Raw genomic sequence first — 18336 nt, forward strand, 5'->3', positions numbered from 1 at the left:
GAATTGCTCCTTTCGGTTTTATTTAAAATCAACCCAGCTGTTTTTCCACGATGCCCTTGACAGCAGCCAGTGCCTCGTCGATCTTGGTCTCGTCTTTCAGGCCGGCCATAGCAAAGTCCGGCTTGCCGCCGCCCTTGCCGCCTGCGATGGCAGCCAGCTCTTTCACCAGCACACCCGCCTTCAGGCCCTTTTCCTGTGCCAGCTTGTTGACGGTGACAGCCATGGTGATCTTGTCCTCGGCCTTGCCTACCAGCACAGCCACCACGGGGTTCACCGCCTTGTCACGGATGCTGTCGCACATGCCGCGCAGGGTGTCGCCGGTGGTGCCGGTGAAGTAAGCGGAAGCGATCTTCACGCCATCCACTTCCTCCGCATTATCAAACAGGCTGGTCACCTTGGAGGCAGCAACCTTTGCTTTGATCTCTTCCAGCTCCTTGGTCATCGCCTTGTTCTCAGCCATCACAGCCTCGGCACGAACAGGCAGAGAGGTAACGTTGTTGGCTTTCAGGGTGTTCGCCACGGTGTGCAGCATAGCCTCCTGCAGGTTTGCACGGAACAGCAGGTTCTTGCCGGTGACAGCCTCAATGCGGCGGATGCCAGCGGCCACAGAGCTCTCGCTCACGATCTTGAAGCAGCCGATCTGGGCGGTGTTCTTGACATGGGTACCGCCGCAGAACTCGGTGGACCAGCCCTCGATATCAACCACGCGGACCACCTTGCCGTACTTCTCGCCGAACAGAGCCATTGCACCCAGCTTCTTGGCCTCTTCAATGGGCATCTCCTTGACGGTGACGTTCATAGCCTCAAAGATCTTGTCGTTGACGATCTTCTCCACACGGGCCAGCTCCTCAGGAGTGACCGCACTGAAGTGGGTGAAGTCGAAGTGGGTGATCTTGGCGTCCTGATAGGAGCCAGCCTGATGGACATGGTCGCCCAGCACCTCACGCAGAGCAGCCTGCAGCAGGTGGGTAGCGGTATGGTTGCGGGCAATGGCCATGCGGTACTCTTTGTCCACGCGGGCGGTCAGATGGTCGCCCACCTTGACGATGCCGCTCTCCAGCACGCAGGTGTGGACGTAGTAGCCCTTGGGGGTCTTCTTGACATCCAGCACGCGCAGGGAGCACTCTGCACCGGTGATGACGCCGTGGTCAGCAGCCTGGCCGCCCATCTCAGCGTAGAACGGGGTCTTATCCAGAACGACCAGAACGTCTTCCTTGGCCTGCTCATCGGTAGCGATGGCGTCGGTCAGGGTCTCCTCGTCGCTCAGGGCAACCACGACAGCGTCGCCGCACAGGGTGTCGTAGCCGGTGAAGACGGTGGGCTCGGCGGTGAGGCCGCCGAACAGGTCCTCGCTCCAGCCGGAGATATTCTTCTTGAGGCGCTCGGCGCGGGCACGCTCTTTCTGCTTCTGCATCTCGGCGTGGAAGCCGTCCTCGTCGATGTCGATGCCCTGCTCGGCAGCGATCTCCTTGGTCAGGTCGATGGGGAAGCCGAACGTATCATTCAGCTTGAAGACGTCCAGGCCCTTGAGCAGATGCTGGTGTGCTTTCTCCAGGCCGTCGATCATGTTGTTCAGGATGTTCATGCCGGCGTCGATGGTACGGGCAAAGTTTGCCTCCTCGGTGCCGATGACTTTCTTGATATAAGCCTCATGCTCCCGCAGCTCGGGGTAAGCGGACTCGCTGGACTGGATGACGGTCTCCACCAGCTCCACCAGGAACGGGCGGCGGATGCCCAGCATCCGGCCATGGCGGGCAGCACGGCGGAGCAGACGGCGCAGCACATAGCCGCGGCCCTCATTGGAGGGCAGGATGCCGTCCGACACCATAAAGGTGCAGCTGCGGATGTGGTCGGTGATGACGCGGATGGAGATGTCGTCCTTGTCATTTGCACCGTAGGTCTTGCCGGCAATGCGCTCCACATGGTGCAGCACGCTCTGCACGGTATCCACCTCAAACAGGTTGCCCACGCCCTGCATCACGCAGGCCAGGCGCTCCAGGCCCATGCCGGTATCAATGTTGGGGCGTGCCAGACGCTCGTAGTGGCCCTTGCCGTCGGCGTCAAACTGGCTGAACACCAGGTTCCAGATCTCCATATAGCGGTCGCAGTCGCAGCCCACGCCGCAGGTCGGCTTGCCACAGCCGTACTCGGGGCCGCGGTCAAAGTAGATCTCGGAGCAGGGGCCGCACGGGCCGGAGCCGTGCTCCCAGAAGTTGTCTTCCTTGCCCAGACGGACCATGTGATCGGGTGCGATGCCCACTTTCTTGGTCCAGATATCGTAAGCCTCATCGTCCTCCTCGTAGACGGAGATGTGGAGCTTATCTTTCGGAATGGCCATCCACTCGTCGCTGGTCAGGAACTCCCATGCCCAGGGAATGACTTCCTCTTTGAAATAATCCTGGAACGAGAAGTTGCCCAGCATCTCAAAGAACGTGCCGTGGCGGGCAGTGATGCCAACGCGCTCGATATCCGGGGTACGGATGCACTTCTGGCAGGTGGTCACGCGGTGACGGGGCGGCTCCTCCTGAGCGAGGAACCATTTTTTCATGGGGGCCATGCCGCTGTTGATCAGCAGCAGGCTGGGGTCGTTCTTCGGGACGAGCGGGAAGCTGTCCAGGCGCAGGTGGCCCTTGCCCTCAAAGAAGCTCAGGTACTTTTCACGCAGTTCATTCAAACCGGTCCATTGCATAGCTGTTTTCTCTCCTCAATTGTCCTTGGCGCTTTTGCACGTCAGTTTATGGGTATGCTGTTATGGCAGAGGGGCGGGCGGAGCCAAAAACAAAAACAGCCCCATCCCATCAAAAGGGACGAGGCTGCTGGTAAATCAAGCTCCGTGGTACCACCCAAATTGCAAGAGATATGATAAAACGTGTCCCCTGCCGCTTTCGGCGCGTTAACGCTGCGCAGCGTCCGGTTTCTTTCGCCGGAAGCTCCGGGGTGGCGTGAAACGCATCCTGCCGGAGCGCCTTGCAGCCTGCGGGCGCTCTCTCTGGCGGCGGGTGGTACATTTCTGACCCCATCATTGCCATCTGTCATAATTCTGCTGCCGCAAAAGGACACAGCGCCTCTTGCGTACAGTTAAATTATAGCATGTGCAAAGCGTTTGTCAACCGATTTGGACAAAATTTACGGGACCCAGATGCGGCGCACCTCCAGCACCTTGCCGCCCTGCACCACTAGCGTGGTATTATAGGTGGTCCAGTTATCGGGGTCTGCATTGATCGCTGCTGCCACCGCATCCGCGCCCGTAGTCTCCACGGCTTCGGCCTGCGGGTCGGCAGAACTGTCCTTCAGCACTACATCCTCTGCCAGCGGCATCGTCTTTTCTCCCATCTCATAGTAGACAGGATAATCGTCAAAGGTCATCGTCCGGTAGGCATCATCTTCCAGCTTCAGGTCAAGACCGTACTGCTCCTCCATGCCGCCATTGATGGTGACAAGATGGTACTGATCGTTTTTCTCGATACTCTCCACTGCAACGGTCACAAACTGGTTCCATGCAGCCCCCTCTTCGTGGAGGGTGATCTGATCCCCAACGGCAAGTTTTTCAACATCTTCTTTTTTATAAAGGTCATAGCTGAAGATTTTTGCAGTCAGGTTGCCGCCCTGCACACCGGAGGTGATCTCCGCCGGAATAAAGGTGACCGTGTCCTCCCTGTCAAGGTCATCCAGTGTCCATGTCAGCAGATTGATCGGCTCTGTAACGCTTTCTTCTGCCACATGGGACGAGGCCGGCACTGCACTGGATGCGGGGGTGCTGGCGGGGGTGCCGGAGCTGCCGCAGGCCGTCAATGCGATGCCCGCAGCCAGAACAGCCAGAATCTTATATTTCAGGTTCATAAAAACACCTTCTTTCTTGACGCGGTAGATTTATTCCGCTACAATAAAAACGAATCAAGAACCCATTCTATTGCAACTGATTTTAAGATAGAGAGGAAAATTTCCGTGAAGATTTTAAAAGTGAAATGTCTTGCCCCCACCCGGCTGGACAATTATTTGATGGAGCAGTTCCCGGCGCTGAACCCGGGCCGCCTGAACAAGGCCCTGCGCGAAAACAAGATCAAACTCAACGGCAAAAAGCAGCCCCTCTCCACCCGCGTCATGGCGGGCGATGAGATCAAGCTCTTCATTCTGGACGAAGTGCTGGACGCCGACAAGCGGGTGGAAGGTCCCGCCTGGAAGAACGCCCGCGGCCCCGCGCAGGTGGTGTATGACTGCCCGCAGATCCTCATCGTCAACAAACCCGCCGGCCTTGCCGTGGATGGCCCGGAGGACGACACCCTGCTCAACCGTGCCCTGCTCTATCTCAACCAGCAGGGGGAATACAAGGAGAACAGCCTCTACACCCCGGCCCTCTGCCACCGGTTGGACACCGGCACCAGCGGTCTGGTCATCATCGCCAAAACGCCCGAGGCTGAGGAGCTCTTCCTGGCTGCCATCAAAAACCGCGATGTGCAGAAGACTTACCTCTGTGTCACCTTTGGCCGCCCCACCCCGCCGGACGCCACGCTGGGCGGCTACCTGCTCAAGGACGCTGACCGCGGCATCGTCAAGATCGTGGAGGACAAGCAGCCCGGTGCCAAGGAGGTGGAAACGCAGTATGAGACCATCGCCGTCTCTGGCCGTCTGGCCCTGCTCAAGGTCAAGCTCATCACCGGCCGCACCCACCAGATCCGCGCCCACATGGCCAGCATCGGCTGCCCCATCCTGGGCGACAGCAAGTACGGCAACAACAGCGCCAACCGGGAGCTGAAGCTGAAGTATCAGGCTCTCTGTGCCTGGGAGCTCACCATGCCCCGCTTCACCCAGCCGGATTTCGAGTTTCTCAGCGGCAAAACGTTCCACGCCCCGAAGCCCTGGTATTACCAGCAGGTGCTGGACGGAACTTTGAAGTAAAATCATCTCCAGCAGCTGCCGTTCTCCGCTACGCCCCCTCTTGTGAAAATTCAACGCCGGGCAGACCGCAGTCTGCCCGGCGTTGTTCTATAAATAATATCTTTTCCGCTGAACATGGTCAGAGCGAAGCGGAGACCATTAAAATCGTCCTCACCGCAGATGCTCAGACCCGCACCATATCCCGGGTGATCTCACTCAGGCTGTGTGCCCCGCACATCTGCATGGTGTCGGCAAGCTCACCTGCGATCTTATCAATGTAGCACTTGACGCCCTCTTCGCCGCCGCCATAGACCGCCGTGACGAACGGACGGGCGATGAGCACCGCGTCGGCACCCAGGGCCAGTGCCTTGAAAACATCCACGCCGGAGCGGATGCCGCCGTCCACCAGGATCTTCACGCCGCTGCCCTTAAGAGCCTCCGCGATCTCCGGCAGGACTTCTGCAGTCGCGGGGCACTGGTCCAGCACACGGCCGCCGTGGTTGGAGACGACAATGGCGGCCGCTCCTGCTTCCTTGGCCTTGAGGGCCCCCTTGACGGTCATAATGCCCTTGACGATGAACGGCTTGCCCGCCAGCGCCACGATCTCTTTCAGCTCCGCCACGCTCTTGCTGCCGGCCGGAGGGGTCATGTTCTTGAGGAACGGCAGACCGGCCGCGTCCACATCCATGGCCACGGCAAAGCAGCCGCTCTCTTTGGCCTGCTCCATCTTGGCCTTGATGGTGTCGATGTTCCAGGGCTTGATGGTGGGCACGCCGCAGCCGTTCGCCGCTCCGATGGCCTTGGTGGCCATGGTCATCACGTCGGGGTTGGTGCCGTCACCCGTAAAGGCGGTGATGCCGTTCTCCGCGCAGGCGCGCACCAGCACATCGTTATAGGTCATGTCGGTGTAGGCGTCCGAGTAGTGGAGGCTGACCGCACCCACCGGGCCTGCAAAGAACGGGTATTGGAAGCTCTGCCCAAACAGCTCCACATGGGTGTCCGGGGTGCCGTTCTCGCACAGGGTGTCCATGTTCACCCGGATGTCCGCCCACTTATTATAATTGCGGATGGCTGTGTCGCCCACGCCCTTGGCACCCGGGCCGGGGACCTGGTTTTTGCAGGCCACGCCATTGCACACCGGGCAGGCCTTGCAGTATTTGCCGATACACTGCCGCGCGTTGTTTAAAACATCAGAATAATTCATTGTATTTTCCTCCCTGTTCGTTCCTGACCCTGCGTTTTTACCAGGGTCCGCACTCTCTCTGCTCTCATCATAGTCTTTCTTTTTCCCCGCGTCAAGAGGTTTTGCAGGCGTTCGGGAGTTCCGTTCAAAAGTCATACTACGCACCATCGTCCTTTTTGAAAAAATACAAATTTTTTTGAAAAATTGCTTGACAAAATCCCTTGTTTCAGGTATTATAGTGGAGCGCTGAGGGCCACGGCCCGAAAGCAAAACAGAAGATGTGGAAAGATGGCTGAGTTGGTCTAAGGCGCACGACTGGAAATCGTGTAACGTGTCAAAAGCGTTCTGGGGTTCGAATCCCCATCTTTCCGCCAAAACGCCCGGAACTGAAAAGTTCCGGGTTTTTGCTTTATGTGAAAGTTTGAGAGGATGATAAAATGTCCATTACGATCGCCATGCCCCGGATGAGCGCCGACCCGGAGCTGACCACCGCACAATCCAAATATGTGGAAAGTCTGGCCCGGGCGGGTGCTTCTGTCCGCTGGGTGGAGCTGGCTGACCCGGACAAGGCCGTGGCCGTGGCGCTGGAATGTGCCGGCCTGCTGCTGCCCGGCGGCGGCGACATTGAGCCCAGCCTCTTCGGGCAGGAGCGCATCCCGGCCTGCGGGGAGCCCAATCCCCTGCGGGATGCCGCTGAGCCCAAGCTGCTCCATGCATTCCTTGCGGCGGGCAAGCCCATCCTCGGCATCTGCCGGGGCATCCAGGTGCTGAACGCGTTCCTCGGCGGGGAGCTGTATCAGGACATCAAGCCCCTGGAGCATGTGCCTCACAACGATCACTGGGCTAAAATCCACACCGTGACCGTCCGCCGGGGCACCCTGCTGGCGGAGATCTTAAAGCAGGGCACCGTTCTGGTCAACAGCCAGCACCATCAGGCAGCCAGCCGGGTGGCTCCGGGGCTGGAAATTGCCGCCCTCAGCGAGGACGGTTTCATAGAGGCGCTGGAAAAGCCGGACGCAAAGTTTTGCCTCGGGGTCCAGTGGCACCCGGAGTGGCTCAGCGAGGCCGACCCCCGCCAGCAGGCCCTGTTTGACGCTTTTGTCAAAGCCTGCCATTAAGAGGTTTTTTATGAAAATTGCGATTCTGGGCCTCAGCGGCAGCGGAAAATCCACCCTTGCCAAACAGCTGGGCAGTTTTTATCACGCTCCGGTCCTGCATCTGGACGCTGTGCACTTTCTGCCCGGCTGGGTGGAGCGCGTTCCGGGAGAGGAGGAGCAGCTGGTCACCTCGTTTCTTGACACCCACAGCAGCTGGGTCATGGACGGAAACTACACCAAAACCTGTTATGCTCGGCGGCTGGAAGAGGCGGACCAGATCATCGTCCTTGCATTCAACCGCTTTCTTTGCCTCTGGCGGGTCATCCGGCGGTGGTGGGCCAACCGGGGTGCCGTGCGGGATTCCTCCGCGCCCGGCTGTATGGAAAAGATCGACGCTGAATTCGTCTGGTGGGTCTTATATCAGGGCCGCACACCTGCCCGGATTGCCGGATACCGGCAAATTGCCCGGCAATACCCCGAAAAATTTATTTTGATCCAAAATCCCCGGCAGCTTGCACGATTTTTAAGTTCTGGTTCGTATTCTCAATAAAAGGAGGCGTTCTCTATGGCATCTTCCCGCAAAAAGCGTTCCCGTGCCGTTGTCACTCTCCTGCTCTGCCTTGCGGCAGTCTGCATCGTGGCGGCTCTTGTCCTTTACAGCCTTGCAAACCGCAAGCTGAAAGCCCTGCAGCAGGGCGCGGATCTCGAGTTCACTTACGCTGTCACCTCCCAGGGCGGCACCACCCACCCGGCCCTTTACTCCATTCTGGACCAGGCCGGGGCCACAGAGGGCCGGATGACCGGCCTCTACTCCCCCGGCCAGCTGCAGCTTTATCTTTACTCCCGCGATGCCGCCACCACTGAGACCAGCGGCGACAACTTTTTCACCGATGTCTATATTGATGCAGACCAGACTCTGTTCAATGCCGGGAAGCTTTACCGGACCCTGCGGGATTCCGTCGTTTCCAGCTACCCGCTGGTAGGGACGTTCTTCCCCGAGTGGTCGCTGCCCAATTACGTCTCGCAGGCGCAGCTGGCCCAGATGCTGGGCGTCCCGGATTCTCAGGTGGCCATGCAGGACATGTCCGGCTACACCCTGAAACTGGACCCCAAGTGGATCGTCCACCCGGACTACGATCCCCAGGGCTTTACTTATTTTCAGTTCCCGTCGGAGGGCGTTGGCTCCCCCACGCTGGTGCTGGGCCTGCCCCTCAAGTCTCTTCTTTTTGACGACAGCATCCCGGTGGACATCCATCTGGAGATCCCCGCCCATGATGTCTCTGTGACCCTCACGGGCTCTGTGGCCCCTGTTGTCAACAACCTCTCGGCCCCCACGGATCTCATTCAGGACAGCGACATTGCCTCGTTCGTCCAGCTGCGGCAGACGTTGGAACAGATCGCGCAGCTCGTCCAGAGCACTCTCAACGCCATCCAATAAACACACACGCCAAAACGGCAGGTTCCCCTCTAAATGGGGGCACCTGCCGTTTTTCTTCGTTCCTCTCTTTTTATCAGGTCACGCGCTTCTCAGCGGTCCAGAATTTTGCCGTCCACCGAGAATGTGACCACCTGCCAGGGGATCATTTTGCCGCTGTTCTGCAGGGCCGTGACCACAGCCCGCTCCAGCCCGCCGCAGCAGGGCACTTCCATCCGCAGAACGGTCACGCTCTTGATGTCGTTCTGGCGCAGGATCTGGGTCAGCTTTTCGCTGTAATCCACATCGTCCAGCTTGGGGCAGCCGATCAGCGTCACTTTGCCCCGCATGAACTCCTGATGGACATTGGCATAGGCATACGCCGTGCAGTCTGCCGCCACCAGAAGCTTGGCCCCTGCAAAGTAGGGGGCGTTCACAGGCACCAGCTTGATCTGGCAGGGCCACTGGGCCAGCTGTGAGGGCTGACATCCCGGAGCAGCCGCGGCAGGAGCCGCTGCCTCCTCCCGGTGGAACTGGTGCATCCGGCTGCCCGGGCAGCCGTGAAATGCCGAGGCTGCGGGCTGGGCAGGAGCTGCCTGTGCAGCCGCTGCTTTTTTCTGCTTGTTTTCCAGCACAGCCTGCTCATCGTAAGCAGCGGCCTCCCGCTCGGTGAATGTAATGGCACCGGTGGGGCAGCCGGGCAGGCAGTCGCCAAAGCCGTCGCAGTAATCGTCCCGCAGCAGCTTGGCTTTGCCGTTGACAAGGCCGATGGCTCCCTCGTGGCAGGCGGTGACACAGGCACCACAGCCATTGCATTTTTCTTCGTTTATGTGAATGATTTTCCGGATCATGATAGACCCTCCTTTTGAAAGTTAACATCAGTATACCACATCTGTCAACCCCCCGGCCGTTGCCATGGCAACAGTTTTGACCTTATTCCGTTCTTTTTTCCGGCACCAGTGTCGTTACCAACCGGACCATGAGAGGCGTCAGCGGCAGCCAGATCAGGGTACAGAGGGCATTGAACAACGTGTGTGCGTTGGCGATCTGCCGCGCGATAATTTCCAACTCTTCTCCCTCCGGCGGCAGAAGCTCCACCAGCCGCACGAACCACGGCAGGGCCAGCAGGCAGACCAGTGACCCCGAGAGGTTAAAGCAGCAATGGGCGGCCGCCGCCCGTTTGGCGTCCCGGGTGCCGCCCGCCGCCGCTAAAATCGCCGTAATGGTCGTGCCGACGTTATCCCCCAGCAATACCGGAACGGCCCCGGCCAGCCCCAGCAGGCTGTGCACCCCGTCCGGCCCGGCCTGCTGTGCCACGCCCTGCAGCACGCCGATGGTAGCCGAGCTGCTGTGCCACGCCCTGCAGCACGCCGATGGTAGCCGAGCTGCTCTGCACCACCAGCGTCATCCCCAGCCCCAGCAGCAGACCCCAGAGCGGCTTTTCCCGCACCTGCGCCATCCAGGCCTCAAACTCCGGGCGGAGGGCCAGCGGCTCCACCACGCTCTGGATCTGCTCCATCCCCGCAAAGAGCAGCCCGAATGAAAACACCGCCGTCCCCATCTGCCGCCCCCGCTTTGTCCGGGCCACTGCACAGAGAAAAAAGCCCCCGAACAGCACCAGCCCCAGCATTTCCTCCACCCGGAATGCCAGCAGCTGGGCCGTGACCGTGGTGCCGATGTTGGCCCCAAAGATGACTGCCACCGCCTGGGGCAGCTCCAGCAGCCCGGCGCTGACAAACCCAATGACCATGACCGTGGTGGCCGAGCTGCTTTGCACCACTGCCGTGACCACCATCCCGGCCAGCGCCCCGGTCAGCGGGGTGCGGGTCAGGGCTGCCAATGCCCGCCGCAGCCGCTCCCCCGCTGCCTGCTGCAGTGCCTCGCTCATCCGGTCCATTCCAAACAGAAACAGCGCCAGCCCGCCAAACAGTGGTAAAATCTCTGTCCTTTCCGTGATCCTCCCTCCCTTTTGGGTTCTGCTGCCATTGTATGGCCCGGGCGCATAAAAAGAACCGGGAGCGCTTCTCCATCCGGAAAAGTCCTCTCGGTTCTTTGTCTTTCCTGCATTATTTTGCAAACAGGCCCATACTGACAGCCCGGACCAGCAGGCCCAGCACCACCGCCGCCACCAGCACCACGGCCATTTTGCGGCTGTAGTGCACCCGGCGCTGCTTTTTGCGGCCGCTGCCGCGGCTGCGGGAGCCATTGCCCCGGCCCGCACTCCGCCCGCTGTTTGTGCGGCGGGCATTTCCGCTGCGGGAACTTCCGCTGCCGCGGCTCTGGCTGCGGGGCTTTGTGCCATTCCGGTTTCGCGTGCTGGCACGGGGCTCTTCTTCCTCTGCCTTGGCCGAGGCCAGCGGCTTTTTGGCCCCGCAGCGGCTGAGGAAATCCTCCGCCATCCGGTAATACTGCTCCAGCTCACTGGTCTTGAACGCCGTGCCCGCATAGCCCTCTTCCAGGCTCTCGATGGCCTCATTGAAGAGGATGGCCGCCTGGGTGCCATCGGTGCGGTCCGCCGCGTGGGCGGCTTCGTTGCGGGCCGTGCGCACCGCGTTGCAGGCCCGGCGGGCCGCCGAGGGGTGCGGCGTATTGCCCAGCAGGTCCAGAGGCTTGGCCGCGTCTTTTTCCGGGTCCAGCAGCACCCGCATACACAGGGTGGTATCCAGCTGCTGCCAGCTGGTCTTTCCGCTCAGGTCCGGCATTCGGTCGTAGTAATCCGGGCTTTCTTTCTGGCGCTGGGCCAGGTGCTTGAGCAGGGCATCCAGGCTGTGGGCCCCGGGCTTCTGCTCCCAGTGCCAGCGCAGCAGCTTGCGGCTGATCTCATCGCAGGCCGTCTTGATCTCAAACGCCGCTTGTAACGTCTCGTCTACCATATTGCCACTTCCTCGATTTGAAATAAAACCTCTCAGGCCGCGCTTTGGCGCGTCCAGCTATCCTCTCTCTGTCGCTGGCGCGACATCTCCCTCCGGCCGGAGGGAGTCTGTCCTGGCAGGGGAGCCAAATAGCAGTTGCAACAAAAAGCGGAGGAAACGCTCACCGCCTCCTCCGCTGCTGTTTTACAGGATAAACTGATAATACACAAAGCCCCACAGCGCAATGCCTGCGCAGATGATAGCCGTGATGGGCGGAACCCAGCGGATAAGGGTCTCAGCGATGCTGTCACGGGAGTCCGCTTCCTCCTCGTAGTCGTCCTCATCCACGGGCTGCGGCTCCGGAGCGCGCTGCGGTGCCGGGGCAGCGTCCCGCACGGCGGCAGGCATCACACGGGTGCCCTCGTCGTCCGGCCGGGCCGCGCGGGCAGCAGGCTGGTAGTTCCGTGCATCCAGGATGCGGGTCTGCTGCTCCAGGATGCGGGTCTGCTCTCCGGCTTCCACCGGCTCCAGCGGCGGCGCAAAGGAGGCCGCCTGCTCCACATGGGGGCGGGCAGGCATGACCCGGGTCGCCTCTTCCTGGGCCGCGCTGCTCATGATGCGGGTAGGCTCTTCCTGCGCGGCAGGTTGAACGGGCCGCACCGGTGCTTCCGGCTGGGCAGCGGGCACGGGGTCCGGCTGCTCCGGCTGGAGCAGGGTGTTCAGGGCGTTCTGCAGCAGGATGCGGTCACAGCCGCACTCGGTGCAGTATACGGTATCCTCTTCTTTCGGATGGAACGCGCCACAGGCGCAGTACCAGCCGTTTTCAAATACCTGGGGCATATACTTCAGGCCCTGACGGTTCATCCGGGCCTCCAGTGCTTTCTGCAGCTCGGGGCTCAGGCGGCGGGGGGCCGGCAGGCGCACCCGCTTGATGGCGTCCAGATGGACCACCCGCTTGCCGTTGTAGACGTTCTTGAGGGAAACATCCACACTGGTGATGGCTTTCTGGGTCACAAACACGGCATCGTCCATGCCAAAGCTCTCGCCGGGCTTCACGGCAATGTCACGATACTCAAACTCGTCCTCGCAGAGGATGATGCCGTCCACGCCCTTGCACTTGAAATGAATCTCCAGGGCTGTCAGCGTCACCTTGGAAATATTCTTAAAGGTCAGGCAGACCGCGTGCTCGCCGCTGATCTCGCCCTTGAGCAGCTCCACGCAGACAAACTGCACCGGGCTGCCCGGGGTGTAGTAATTGGCGCGTGTCCGTGCGACCGGTTCAAAATTTTCCTCCACAACACTCTCCCCTTTCCGGTTTATTCTTCGGGTTTCTGGGCCGGGGCCTCCTCTGCCGGAGTCTCCACGGGCCGGGTCTGTTCCGCCATCTCGGCGGGCTCTGCCGGTTCGGCGGGCTCTGCCTGTTCTACCGTGGTCTGAGCCGGCTGGGCAGGCTCTTCCGCCTTGGGTTCCTCGCCGTCACGGGGAGCCAGGGTGCCGCCCGCCATCACGGTGTTGAACTCCTGCTCGTTGAGCTTTTCGCGCTCCATCAGGGCCTTGGCCAGCGCGTGCAGCTGGTCGATGTGCTCCGTCAGGGTGCGGCGGCAGGTCTCGTAGGCCTCGTCGATGATGTCCCGCATCTCGCTGTCGATCTCGGCAGCGGTGGTCTCACTGTAGCCCTTGCCCTGTGCAAAGTCGCGGCCCAGGAACGTCTCTTCCTGAGAGGTACCGTACACCACCGGGCCCAGCCGCTCGGAGAAGCCGTACTTGGTGATCATCTGGCGGGCAATGTTGGTGGCCTGCTGCAGGTCATTGGAAGCACCCGTGGAGATGTCCTCCAAAATCAGCTGCTCGGCCACACGGCCGCCCAGGCTGGAAACGATGTCTTCAAACATCTCGCCCTTGGTCACATAGCTGCGGTCTTTCTCGGGCAGATACATGGTGTAGCCGCCAGCCTGGCCGCGCGGGATAATGGTGATCTCATGCACACGGGGGTGGTGCTTGCAGTAGAAGCCCGCCACCGCGTGGCCTGCCTCGTGGTAGGCCGTGAGCTTTTTCTCTTCGGGGGTCACGACGCGGCTCTTCTTCTCCGGGCCGGCCATCACTTTCATGGATGCTTCCTCGATGTCCTCCATCGTGATGGCCTTGCGGCTGCGGCGGGCAGCCAGCAGGGCAGCCTCGTTGACGAGGTTTTCCAGGTCAGCGCCCGCAAAGCCCGCGGTGCGCTGCGCGATGACTTTCAGGGACACATCCGGAGCCAGTGGCTTATTCTTGGTGTGGACTTTCAGGATCTCCTCACGGCCCTTGACATCGGGCAGGCCCACATAGACCTGACGGTCAAAGCGGCCGGGGCGGAGCAGTGCCTTATCCAAGATATCGGCGCGGTTGGTGGCGGCCATGACGATGACGCCATCGTTGGCCTCAAAGCCATCCATCTCCACCAGCAGCTGGTTCAGGGTCTGCTCGCGCTCGTCGTGGCCGCCGCCGAGGCCAGCACCACGCTGACGGCCTACCGCATCGATCTCATCAATAAAGATGATGCAGGGCATGGTCTTCTTGGCCTTGTCAAACAGGTCGCGCACACGGGAAGCACCGACACCGACGTACATCTCCACAAAATCCGAGCCGGAGATGGAGTAGAACGGCACACCGGCCTCACCAGCACAGGCGCGGGCCAGCAGGGTCTTACCGGTACCCGGAGGGCCCACCAGCAGCACGCCATGGGGGATGCGGGCACCCAGTGAGTTGAATTTATCCGGCTCTTGAGGAATTCGACCACCTCTTTGAGCTCTTCTTTCTCCTCGTCTTCGCCCGCCACATCGGCAAAGGTAGCGGTCTTTTTGTTTTCCCGCTCGTCCTTGACCTTGGCTTTGCCCACATTCATGATGCCGCCGCCGGCACCGCCGCCGCGCATCATGGAGAAGAGCAGGAAACCTGTGCAGCCCAGCATCCCCAGATAGAACAAAATCTCCATCCAGGGAATGGTCTCCTTGAGGGAGGTGTAATCGTACTCCATGGGAGCCGTGGGGTTGGCCGCGTCATAAGAATCAATATAACTCTGCACGTTCTCAATGAAAACGTAGGCATAGGGCAGCTTGTAGCGGACCGTCACGGTACCGTCCGAGTTCTTCTCCGCGGCCGTGGAATCCGCCGACGAAGACGACAGCATCCCGGACAACAGGCCGCCGGTGGAATCTGCCGTGGAGGCAGCTGTAGCCTGCGGCAGGTCGAGGTCGCCCTCTTTCAGCGTCAGGGTAATGACGCTGGTGTTGCGGTCCAGGGTGAATTTGGTGACCTGATTGTGCTCAAAGTAGTGCACCACCGTCGAGTAGCTCATGGTAGAGCCGCCGGACATACCAGTGCCGCTGGTGAACACCGACCAGATCATCAGCACCGCTGCCAATGCCAGCGCAAAGATCAGCGGGTTAATACGAGGTCTTTTTGGTTGCAAGAATGATCAACTCCAGTTCTGGTAATGTTTTTATTTCTCGTAAACGCAGGGTTTGAGGATGCCGATATACGGCAGGTTGCGGTATTTTTCGTCGTAATCCAGGCCATAGCCCACCACGAACTCATCCGGCACCTGGAAACCCTCGTAATCCGGCTTGATGTCCGCCTTGCGGCGGCTGGGTTTGTCCAGGATGGTGCAGATCTTCACGGAATTGGGGTGGCGCATCTTGAGCATGGGCACCAGGTTGGAGAGGGTGATGCCCGTGTCCAGAATGTCCTCCACGATCAGCACGTCCTTGCCGGACAGGTCGCCGTCCAGGTCTTTGATGATCTTGACCAGGCCGCTGCTGCTGGTGTTGCTGCCGCCGTAGCTGGACACGACCATGAAATCAATGCTGCAGGGGATGCTCACCGCCCGCATCAGGTCGGCCATAAAGACCACGGAGCCTTTCAGGATGGAAACGAGAACAAGGTTTTTGCCTCATAGTCCCTGCTGATCTGTGCGCCCAGCTCCCGCACCTTGGCCTTGAGCTCTTCTTCGGAGACCAGAACGTTCTTGATATCGTCATGCATACTCATGATTCTACTTCCTCCATTGTTTGCAGTTCCAATTGCAAAACCAGCGTGCTGCCCGTATCCGGGGCAAGGCCAGCGGCAAAGCCTGTGCCGTGGACCCAAAGCACCTCGCTGCCTGCTGCCAGAAGCGGCAGGCCAGCCCGCTGCCGGGGCGGGATCCCCGCCTCGTTCATCCATTTGCGCAGCTCCTTGCCCACGCCCCGGCCTGCCGGGTGGAAACGGTCTCCCGGCTGACGGCAGCGCAGAACAAGAGCAGGATACAACGTAGTTATTTTAGCATAATCCGCTTGATTTTTTAAGTCTTTTTTATGAACACCCTGTATTTTTTCTTCAAATGGGGCCGGAACCACCCGGATTTTCAGCTTTTGGCCTCCGGACAGGGGATATTCGGCCCCATCCGTGGGGAAAAACGGCTCATAAAATCCGGTGTTCTCCGGGCAGGCATCCGGCGTTTTTTCCCGCCAGAATGCCTCTTCCCCAGCGCGGAACCGGATCTCTCCGGTCAGCTGCACCGCCCCGCTGCCGCGCCGCACCAGCGCTGCCAGCAGGCGGATGTATTTTTCCTCGGCGTCCCGCACCGGGGCCGTCAGGCTGTGGAGGGCGGTTTCCAGGATGAGCGGGTCGGCCTTTTGCAATGGCTCCAGCGCCCAGACGCCCTCCCCGGCCTCCCGCGCGTACCGCGCCCCGGCGGGGAGCTTTGGGGGCAGCCGCTGCCCGGCCTCTTCCAGCAGTGTCGCCGCCTGCCGGGCAAAATAGGCGTCTGCCCGGGCGGCTTTCTCGCAAAAGCGGGCCAGATTTTCCTCCGCCGCCTCGTTGACCGAGCCAAGAGCCGGGAGGGCGGCGTGGCGCAGGCGGTTGCGGGCGTAGTCGTCCCCCGTGTTCGTCTCGTCCGTCACCCAGCGCTGCCCGCGGGCCATGCAGACAGCCTCCGTCTCTGCCCGGGTCAGGCCCAGCAGAGGGCGGCAGTAGCCGGGGCGTTTGGGGCGGATGCCCCCTGCCCCGTGCAGCCCGGTGCCCCGGGCCAGCCGGAACAGCAGCGTCTCTGCCTGGTCACTTGCAGTATGGGCCGTCGCAATGCAGTCTATCCCCTCCTGCCGCAGCTGTTCAAAACAGGCGTAGCGGAGGCGGCGGGCCCAGTCCTCCCCGGCATGGGGCGGCACCGTAAAGCCAACCTCCGCCGGGCGGAAGACCCGCAGCGGCAGGCCCAGCTCCGCGCAGGCCTCCCGCACAAAAGCTTCGTCCCGGTCAGCCGTCTCCCCCCGCAGGCCGTGGTTGACATGGCAGACACTCAGCACAAAGCCGGACTCTGCCTGTAAGGCCAGCAGCAGGTGCAGCAGGGCCATGCTGTCGGCCCCGCCGGACACCGCCGCGGCCAAGTGCAGCGGCTTTCCGGCTGCCAACGGTGTCAGCAGCGCCTCAGCCTCGCAAAACGCGCGGACACGCTGCAAAATGCCGGAAAAATCGTCGTGTTTCATCAGCGTTTGAAGTCCACATCCATAAAGCGGGTGTGGGCACCATCCCAGCCCAGCGGCACGGTACTGGTCTCACCGTGGCGGTTTTTGGCCACGATGCACTCGGCCGTGTCGGCGTCCACCTCGGCACCGTCCGGGTTCTGGCTGGCGTAATAGGAATCACGGTAGAGGAACAGCACGCAGTCGGCGTCCTGCTCGATGGAACCGGAATCACGCAGGTCGGACAGCTGGGGGCGGTGGGAGGAGTTGTTGCCCTGCTTTTCCACCGCACGGGACAGCTGGCTCAGCGCAATGATAGGCACATTCATCTCTTTGGCCATGATCTTGAGGTTTCGGGTGATGGAGCTGATCTCCTGTACACGGTTCTCGGTGCGCTGGCCCGTGGTCATCAGCTGCAGATAGTCAATGACGATGAGGCCCACATTGGGGCGGCTGGGGTCCTGGTTCACCCGGCGGATCTTGGCTTTCATCTCGGTGATGGTGATGCCCGAGGTGTCATCCATATAAATGGGCGCGTCATGGAGCTTCTCGGTGGCAAGGGCCAGGTACTCCCAGTCCTCCGCCCGGAGGGCGCCGGTGCGGAACGCCTGGCTGTCGATGCCGGCCTCCGCCGAGAGGATGCGGTTGGTCAGCTGCTCCTTGGTCATTTCGAGGCTGAAGATGGCCACCGGTACTTTCTGCTGCATGGCTACACGGGTGGCAATGTTCAGCGCAAAACTGGTCTTGCCCATACCGGGGCGGGCAGCCAGAATAATAAGGTCGCCGCGGCCGAGGCCGGTGAGCACGGTGTCCAGCAGGCGGAAGCCTGTAGGGATGCCCTTGTACTTATCGGCATCCGGGCCGCTGATCTTCTGCAGATTGGTCAGCGTTTCCACCATGCTGGAAGAAAGGGGCGTCAGGGCGCTGGAATCCCGCCCGGAGCGGATCTCATAAATGCGCTGCTCGGCGTTTTCCAGCAGCAGGTCCGCATCCGGCTCGTCGCCCGCATCCTGCAAGATATCTTTCGCCACACCCATGAGCTGGCGGACCAGATATTTTTCCTGCACGATCTGGGCGTAGGCTTTCACGTTGGAGATGCTGGGCACCGTCTCGGCCAGACCGGTCAGGTAGACTTTCGCCTCGTCCACGCTGGGAAACACGCCGTCTGAGATGACCGCGTCCAGCAGGGTGACGAAATCAATGGTCTGGTCGCTGGTAAACAGCCGCAGCATTTCCGAATAAATTTGGGCGTTCTGCCGGGTGTAGAACATTTCCGGCCGGATGATCTCAACCAGGTCGGTCAGTGTCTCCGGCTTGAGCAGCACCGCGCCCAGCACGCTCTGCTCGGCCTGCATGTTGTAGGGCAGATTGATGCCCACGCTTTCCAGATTCAGTTCATTGGAGTAATGTCGTTCGTTCGGCATGATCGTTTCCTCTGGGT

Annotated in this window: 14 protein-coding genes, 1 tRNA gene and 2 pseudogenes; 5 read left to right on the plus strand and 12 right to left on the minus strand. The window is 60.7% G+C overall.

Annotated elements, in window-relative coordinates:
- Nucleotides 1-28: 28 nt before the first annotated feature.
- The gene (gene alaS / locus DXA70_RS07625; protein ID WP_128118115.1) at nt 29-2689 is read right to left on the minus strand and encodes an alanine--tRNA ligase; all 2661 of its coding nucleotides are present in this window, start codon (nt 2687-2689) and stop codon (nt 29-31) included.
- A 437-nt stretch (nt 2690-3126) separates the two neighbouring features.
- Entirely contained in the window at nt 3127-3840 is a 714-nt protein-coding gene (locus DXA70_RS07635; protein ID WP_128118116.1) for a hypothetical protein, read from the minus strand.
- Between the two features lie 105 nt (nt 3841-3945).
- Here DXA70_RS07635 and DXA70_RS07640 point away from each other — a divergent pair, with 105 nt between their 5' ends.
- Complete coding sequence (locus DXA70_RS07640) at nt 3946-4896, plus strand: RluA family pseudouridine synthase (protein WP_128118117.1); 951 nt, start codon at nt 3946-3948, stop codon at nt 4894-4896.
- 163 nt (nt 4897-5059) lie between these two features.
- Here the strand turns inward: DXA70_RS07640 and DXA70_RS07645 are convergent, their stop codons facing one another.
- Nucleotides 5060-6079 carry an alpha-hydroxy-acid oxidizing protein gene (locus DXA70_RS07645; RefSeq protein ID WP_128118118.1) on the minus strand — a complete coding sequence of 340 codons (1020 nt, stop codon included), beginning with the start codon at nt 6077-6079 and terminating at the stop codon, nt 5060-5062.
- Nucleotides 6080-6340: 261 nt separating this feature from the next.
- On the opposite strand from DXA70_RS07645, the gene DXA70_RS07650 reads away from it, so the two are divergent.
- From DXA70_RS07650 to DXA70_RS07665, 4 genes are all read left to right on the plus strand, one after another.
- A tRNA-Ser gene (locus tag DXA70_RS07650) sits at nt 6341-6432 on the plus strand.
- A gap of 63 nt (nt 6433-6495) precedes the next feature.
- The gene (locus DXA70_RS07655; protein WP_128118119.1) at nt 6496-7176 is read left to right on the plus strand and encodes a gamma-glutamyl-gamma-aminobutyrate hydrolase family protein; all 681 of its coding nucleotides are present in this window, start codon (nt 6496-6498) and stop codon (nt 7174-7176) included.
- Between the two features lie 10 nt (nt 7177-7186).
- Nucleotides 7187-7705, plus strand: a complete 519-nt coding sequence (locus tag DXA70_RS07660) for a DNA topology modulation protein FlaR (RefSeq protein ID WP_112147856.1) — start codon at nt 7187-7189, stop codon at nt 7703-7705.
- Between the two features lie 15 nt (nt 7706-7720).
- On the plus strand, nt 7721-8593 hold the full coding sequence (locus DXA70_RS07665) for a hypothetical protein (RefSeq protein WP_128118120.1): 873 nt from the start codon (nt 7721-7723) through the stop codon (nt 8591-8593).
- Nucleotides 8594-8682: 89 nt separating this feature from the next.
- Here DXA70_RS07665 and DXA70_RS07670 read toward each other — a convergent pair whose 3' ends face one another.
- The 9 genes and pseudogenes from DXA70_RS07670 to dnaB form a co-directional block, all read right to left on the minus strand.
- Nucleotides 8683-9420: a 4Fe-4S dicluster domain-containing protein gene (locus tag DXA70_RS07670; protein WP_128118121.1), complete on the minus strand. Its 738-nt coding sequence runs from the start codon at nt 9418-9420 to the stop codon at nt 8683-8685.
- 82 nt (nt 9421-9502) lie between these two features.
- The gene (locus DXA70_RS14355) at nt 9503-9886 is read right to left on the minus strand and encodes a Na/Pi symporter (RefSeq protein WP_243001218.1); all 384 of its coding nucleotides are present in this window, start codon (nt 9884-9886) and stop codon (nt 9503-9505) included.
- A complete protein-coding gene (locus DXA70_RS14360) occupies nt 9807-10457 on the minus strand; it encodes a Na/Pi symporter (RefSeq protein ID WP_243001219.1) in 651 nt (216 codons plus the stop codon). The genes DXA70_RS14355 and DXA70_RS14360 overlap by 80 nt, the downstream gene beginning before the upstream one ends.
- Nucleotides 10458-10635: 178 nt before the next feature.
- Entirely contained in the window at nt 10636-11442 is an 807-nt protein-coding gene (locus tag DXA70_RS07680; protein WP_128118122.1) for a hypothetical protein, read from the minus strand.
- Nucleotides 11443-11625: 183 nt separating this feature from the next.
- A complete protein-coding gene (locus DXA70_RS07685; RefSeq protein WP_128118123.1) occupies nt 11626-12717 on the minus strand; it encodes a hypothetical protein in 1092 nt (363 codons plus the stop codon).
- A 20-nt stretch (nt 12718-12737) separates the two neighbouring features.
- Nucleotides 12738-14806: pseudogene (ftsH, locus tag DXA70_RS07690) on the minus strand (ATP-dependent zinc metalloprotease FtsH).
- Between the two features lie 93 nt (nt 14807-14899).
- A pseudogene (hpt, locus tag DXA70_RS07695) lies at nt 14900-15447 on the minus strand (hypoxanthine phosphoribosyltransferase).
- Entirely contained in the window at nt 15444-16919 is a 1476-nt protein-coding gene (gene tilS, locus DXA70_RS07700; protein WP_128118124.1) for a tRNA lysidine(34) synthetase TilS, read from the minus strand. Before tilS ends, hpt begins: the two are co-directional and overlap by 4 nt.
- Complete coding sequence (dnaB, locus tag DXA70_RS07705; RefSeq protein ID WP_128118125.1) at nt 16919-18319, minus strand: replicative DNA helicase; 1401 nt, start codon at nt 18317-18319, stop codon at nt 16919-16921. Before dnaB ends, tilS begins: the two co-directional genes overlap by 1 nt.
- Nucleotides 18320-18336 lie beyond the last annotated feature (17 nt).

Source organism: Faecalibacterium sp. OF04-11AC (assembly GCF_003460645.1).
Classification (GTDB): domain Bacteria; phylum Bacillota; class Clostridia; order Oscillospirales; family Ruminococcaceae; genus Faecalibacterium; species Faecalibacterium prausnitzii_I.

Bases quoted from the DNA above. Each gene is read 5' to 3' on its own strand.
- dnaB (WP_128118125.1), bottom strand. From the start codon at position 18,319: ATGCCGAACGAACGACATTACTCCAATGAACTGAATCTGGAAAGCGTG.
- DXA70_RS07660 (WP_112147856.1), top strand. From the start codon at position 7,187: ATGAAAATTGCGATTCTGGGCCTCAGCGGCAGCGGAAAATCCACCCTT.
- DXA70_RS07680 (WP_128118122.1), bottom strand. From the start codon at position 11,442: ATGGTAGACGAGACGTTACAAGCGGCGTTTGAGATCAAGACGGCCTGC.
- DXA70_RS07645 (WP_128118118.1), bottom strand. From the start codon at position 6,079: ATGAATTATTCTGATGTTTTAAACAACGCGCGGCAGTGTATCGGCAAA.
- DXA70_RS14360 (WP_243001219.1), bottom strand. From the start codon at position 10,457: ATGAGCGAGGCACTGCAGCAGGCAGCGGGGGAGCGGCTGCGGCGGGCA.
- DXA70_RS07670 (WP_128118121.1), bottom strand. From the start codon at position 9,420: ATGATCCGGAAAATCATTCACATAAACGAAGAAAAATGCAATGGCTGT.
- alaS (WP_128118115.1), bottom strand. From the start codon at position 2,689: ATGCAATGGACCGGTTTGAATGAACTGCGTGAAAAGTACCTGAGCTTC.
- tilS (WP_128118124.1), bottom strand. From the start codon at position 16,919: ATGAAACACGACGATTTTTCCGGCATTTTGCAGCGTGTCCGCGCGTTT.
- DXA70_RS07635 (WP_128118116.1), bottom strand. From the start codon at position 3,840: ATGAACCTGAAATATAAGATTCTGGCTGTTCTGGCTGCGGGCATCGCA.
- DXA70_RS07665 (WP_128118120.1), top strand. From the start codon at position 7,721: ATGGCATCTTCCCGCAAAAAGCGTTCCCGTGCCGTTGTCACTCTCCTG.
- DXA70_RS07655 (WP_128118119.1), top strand. From the start codon at position 6,496: ATGTCCATTACGATCGCCATGCCCCGGATGAGCGCCGACCCGGAGCTG.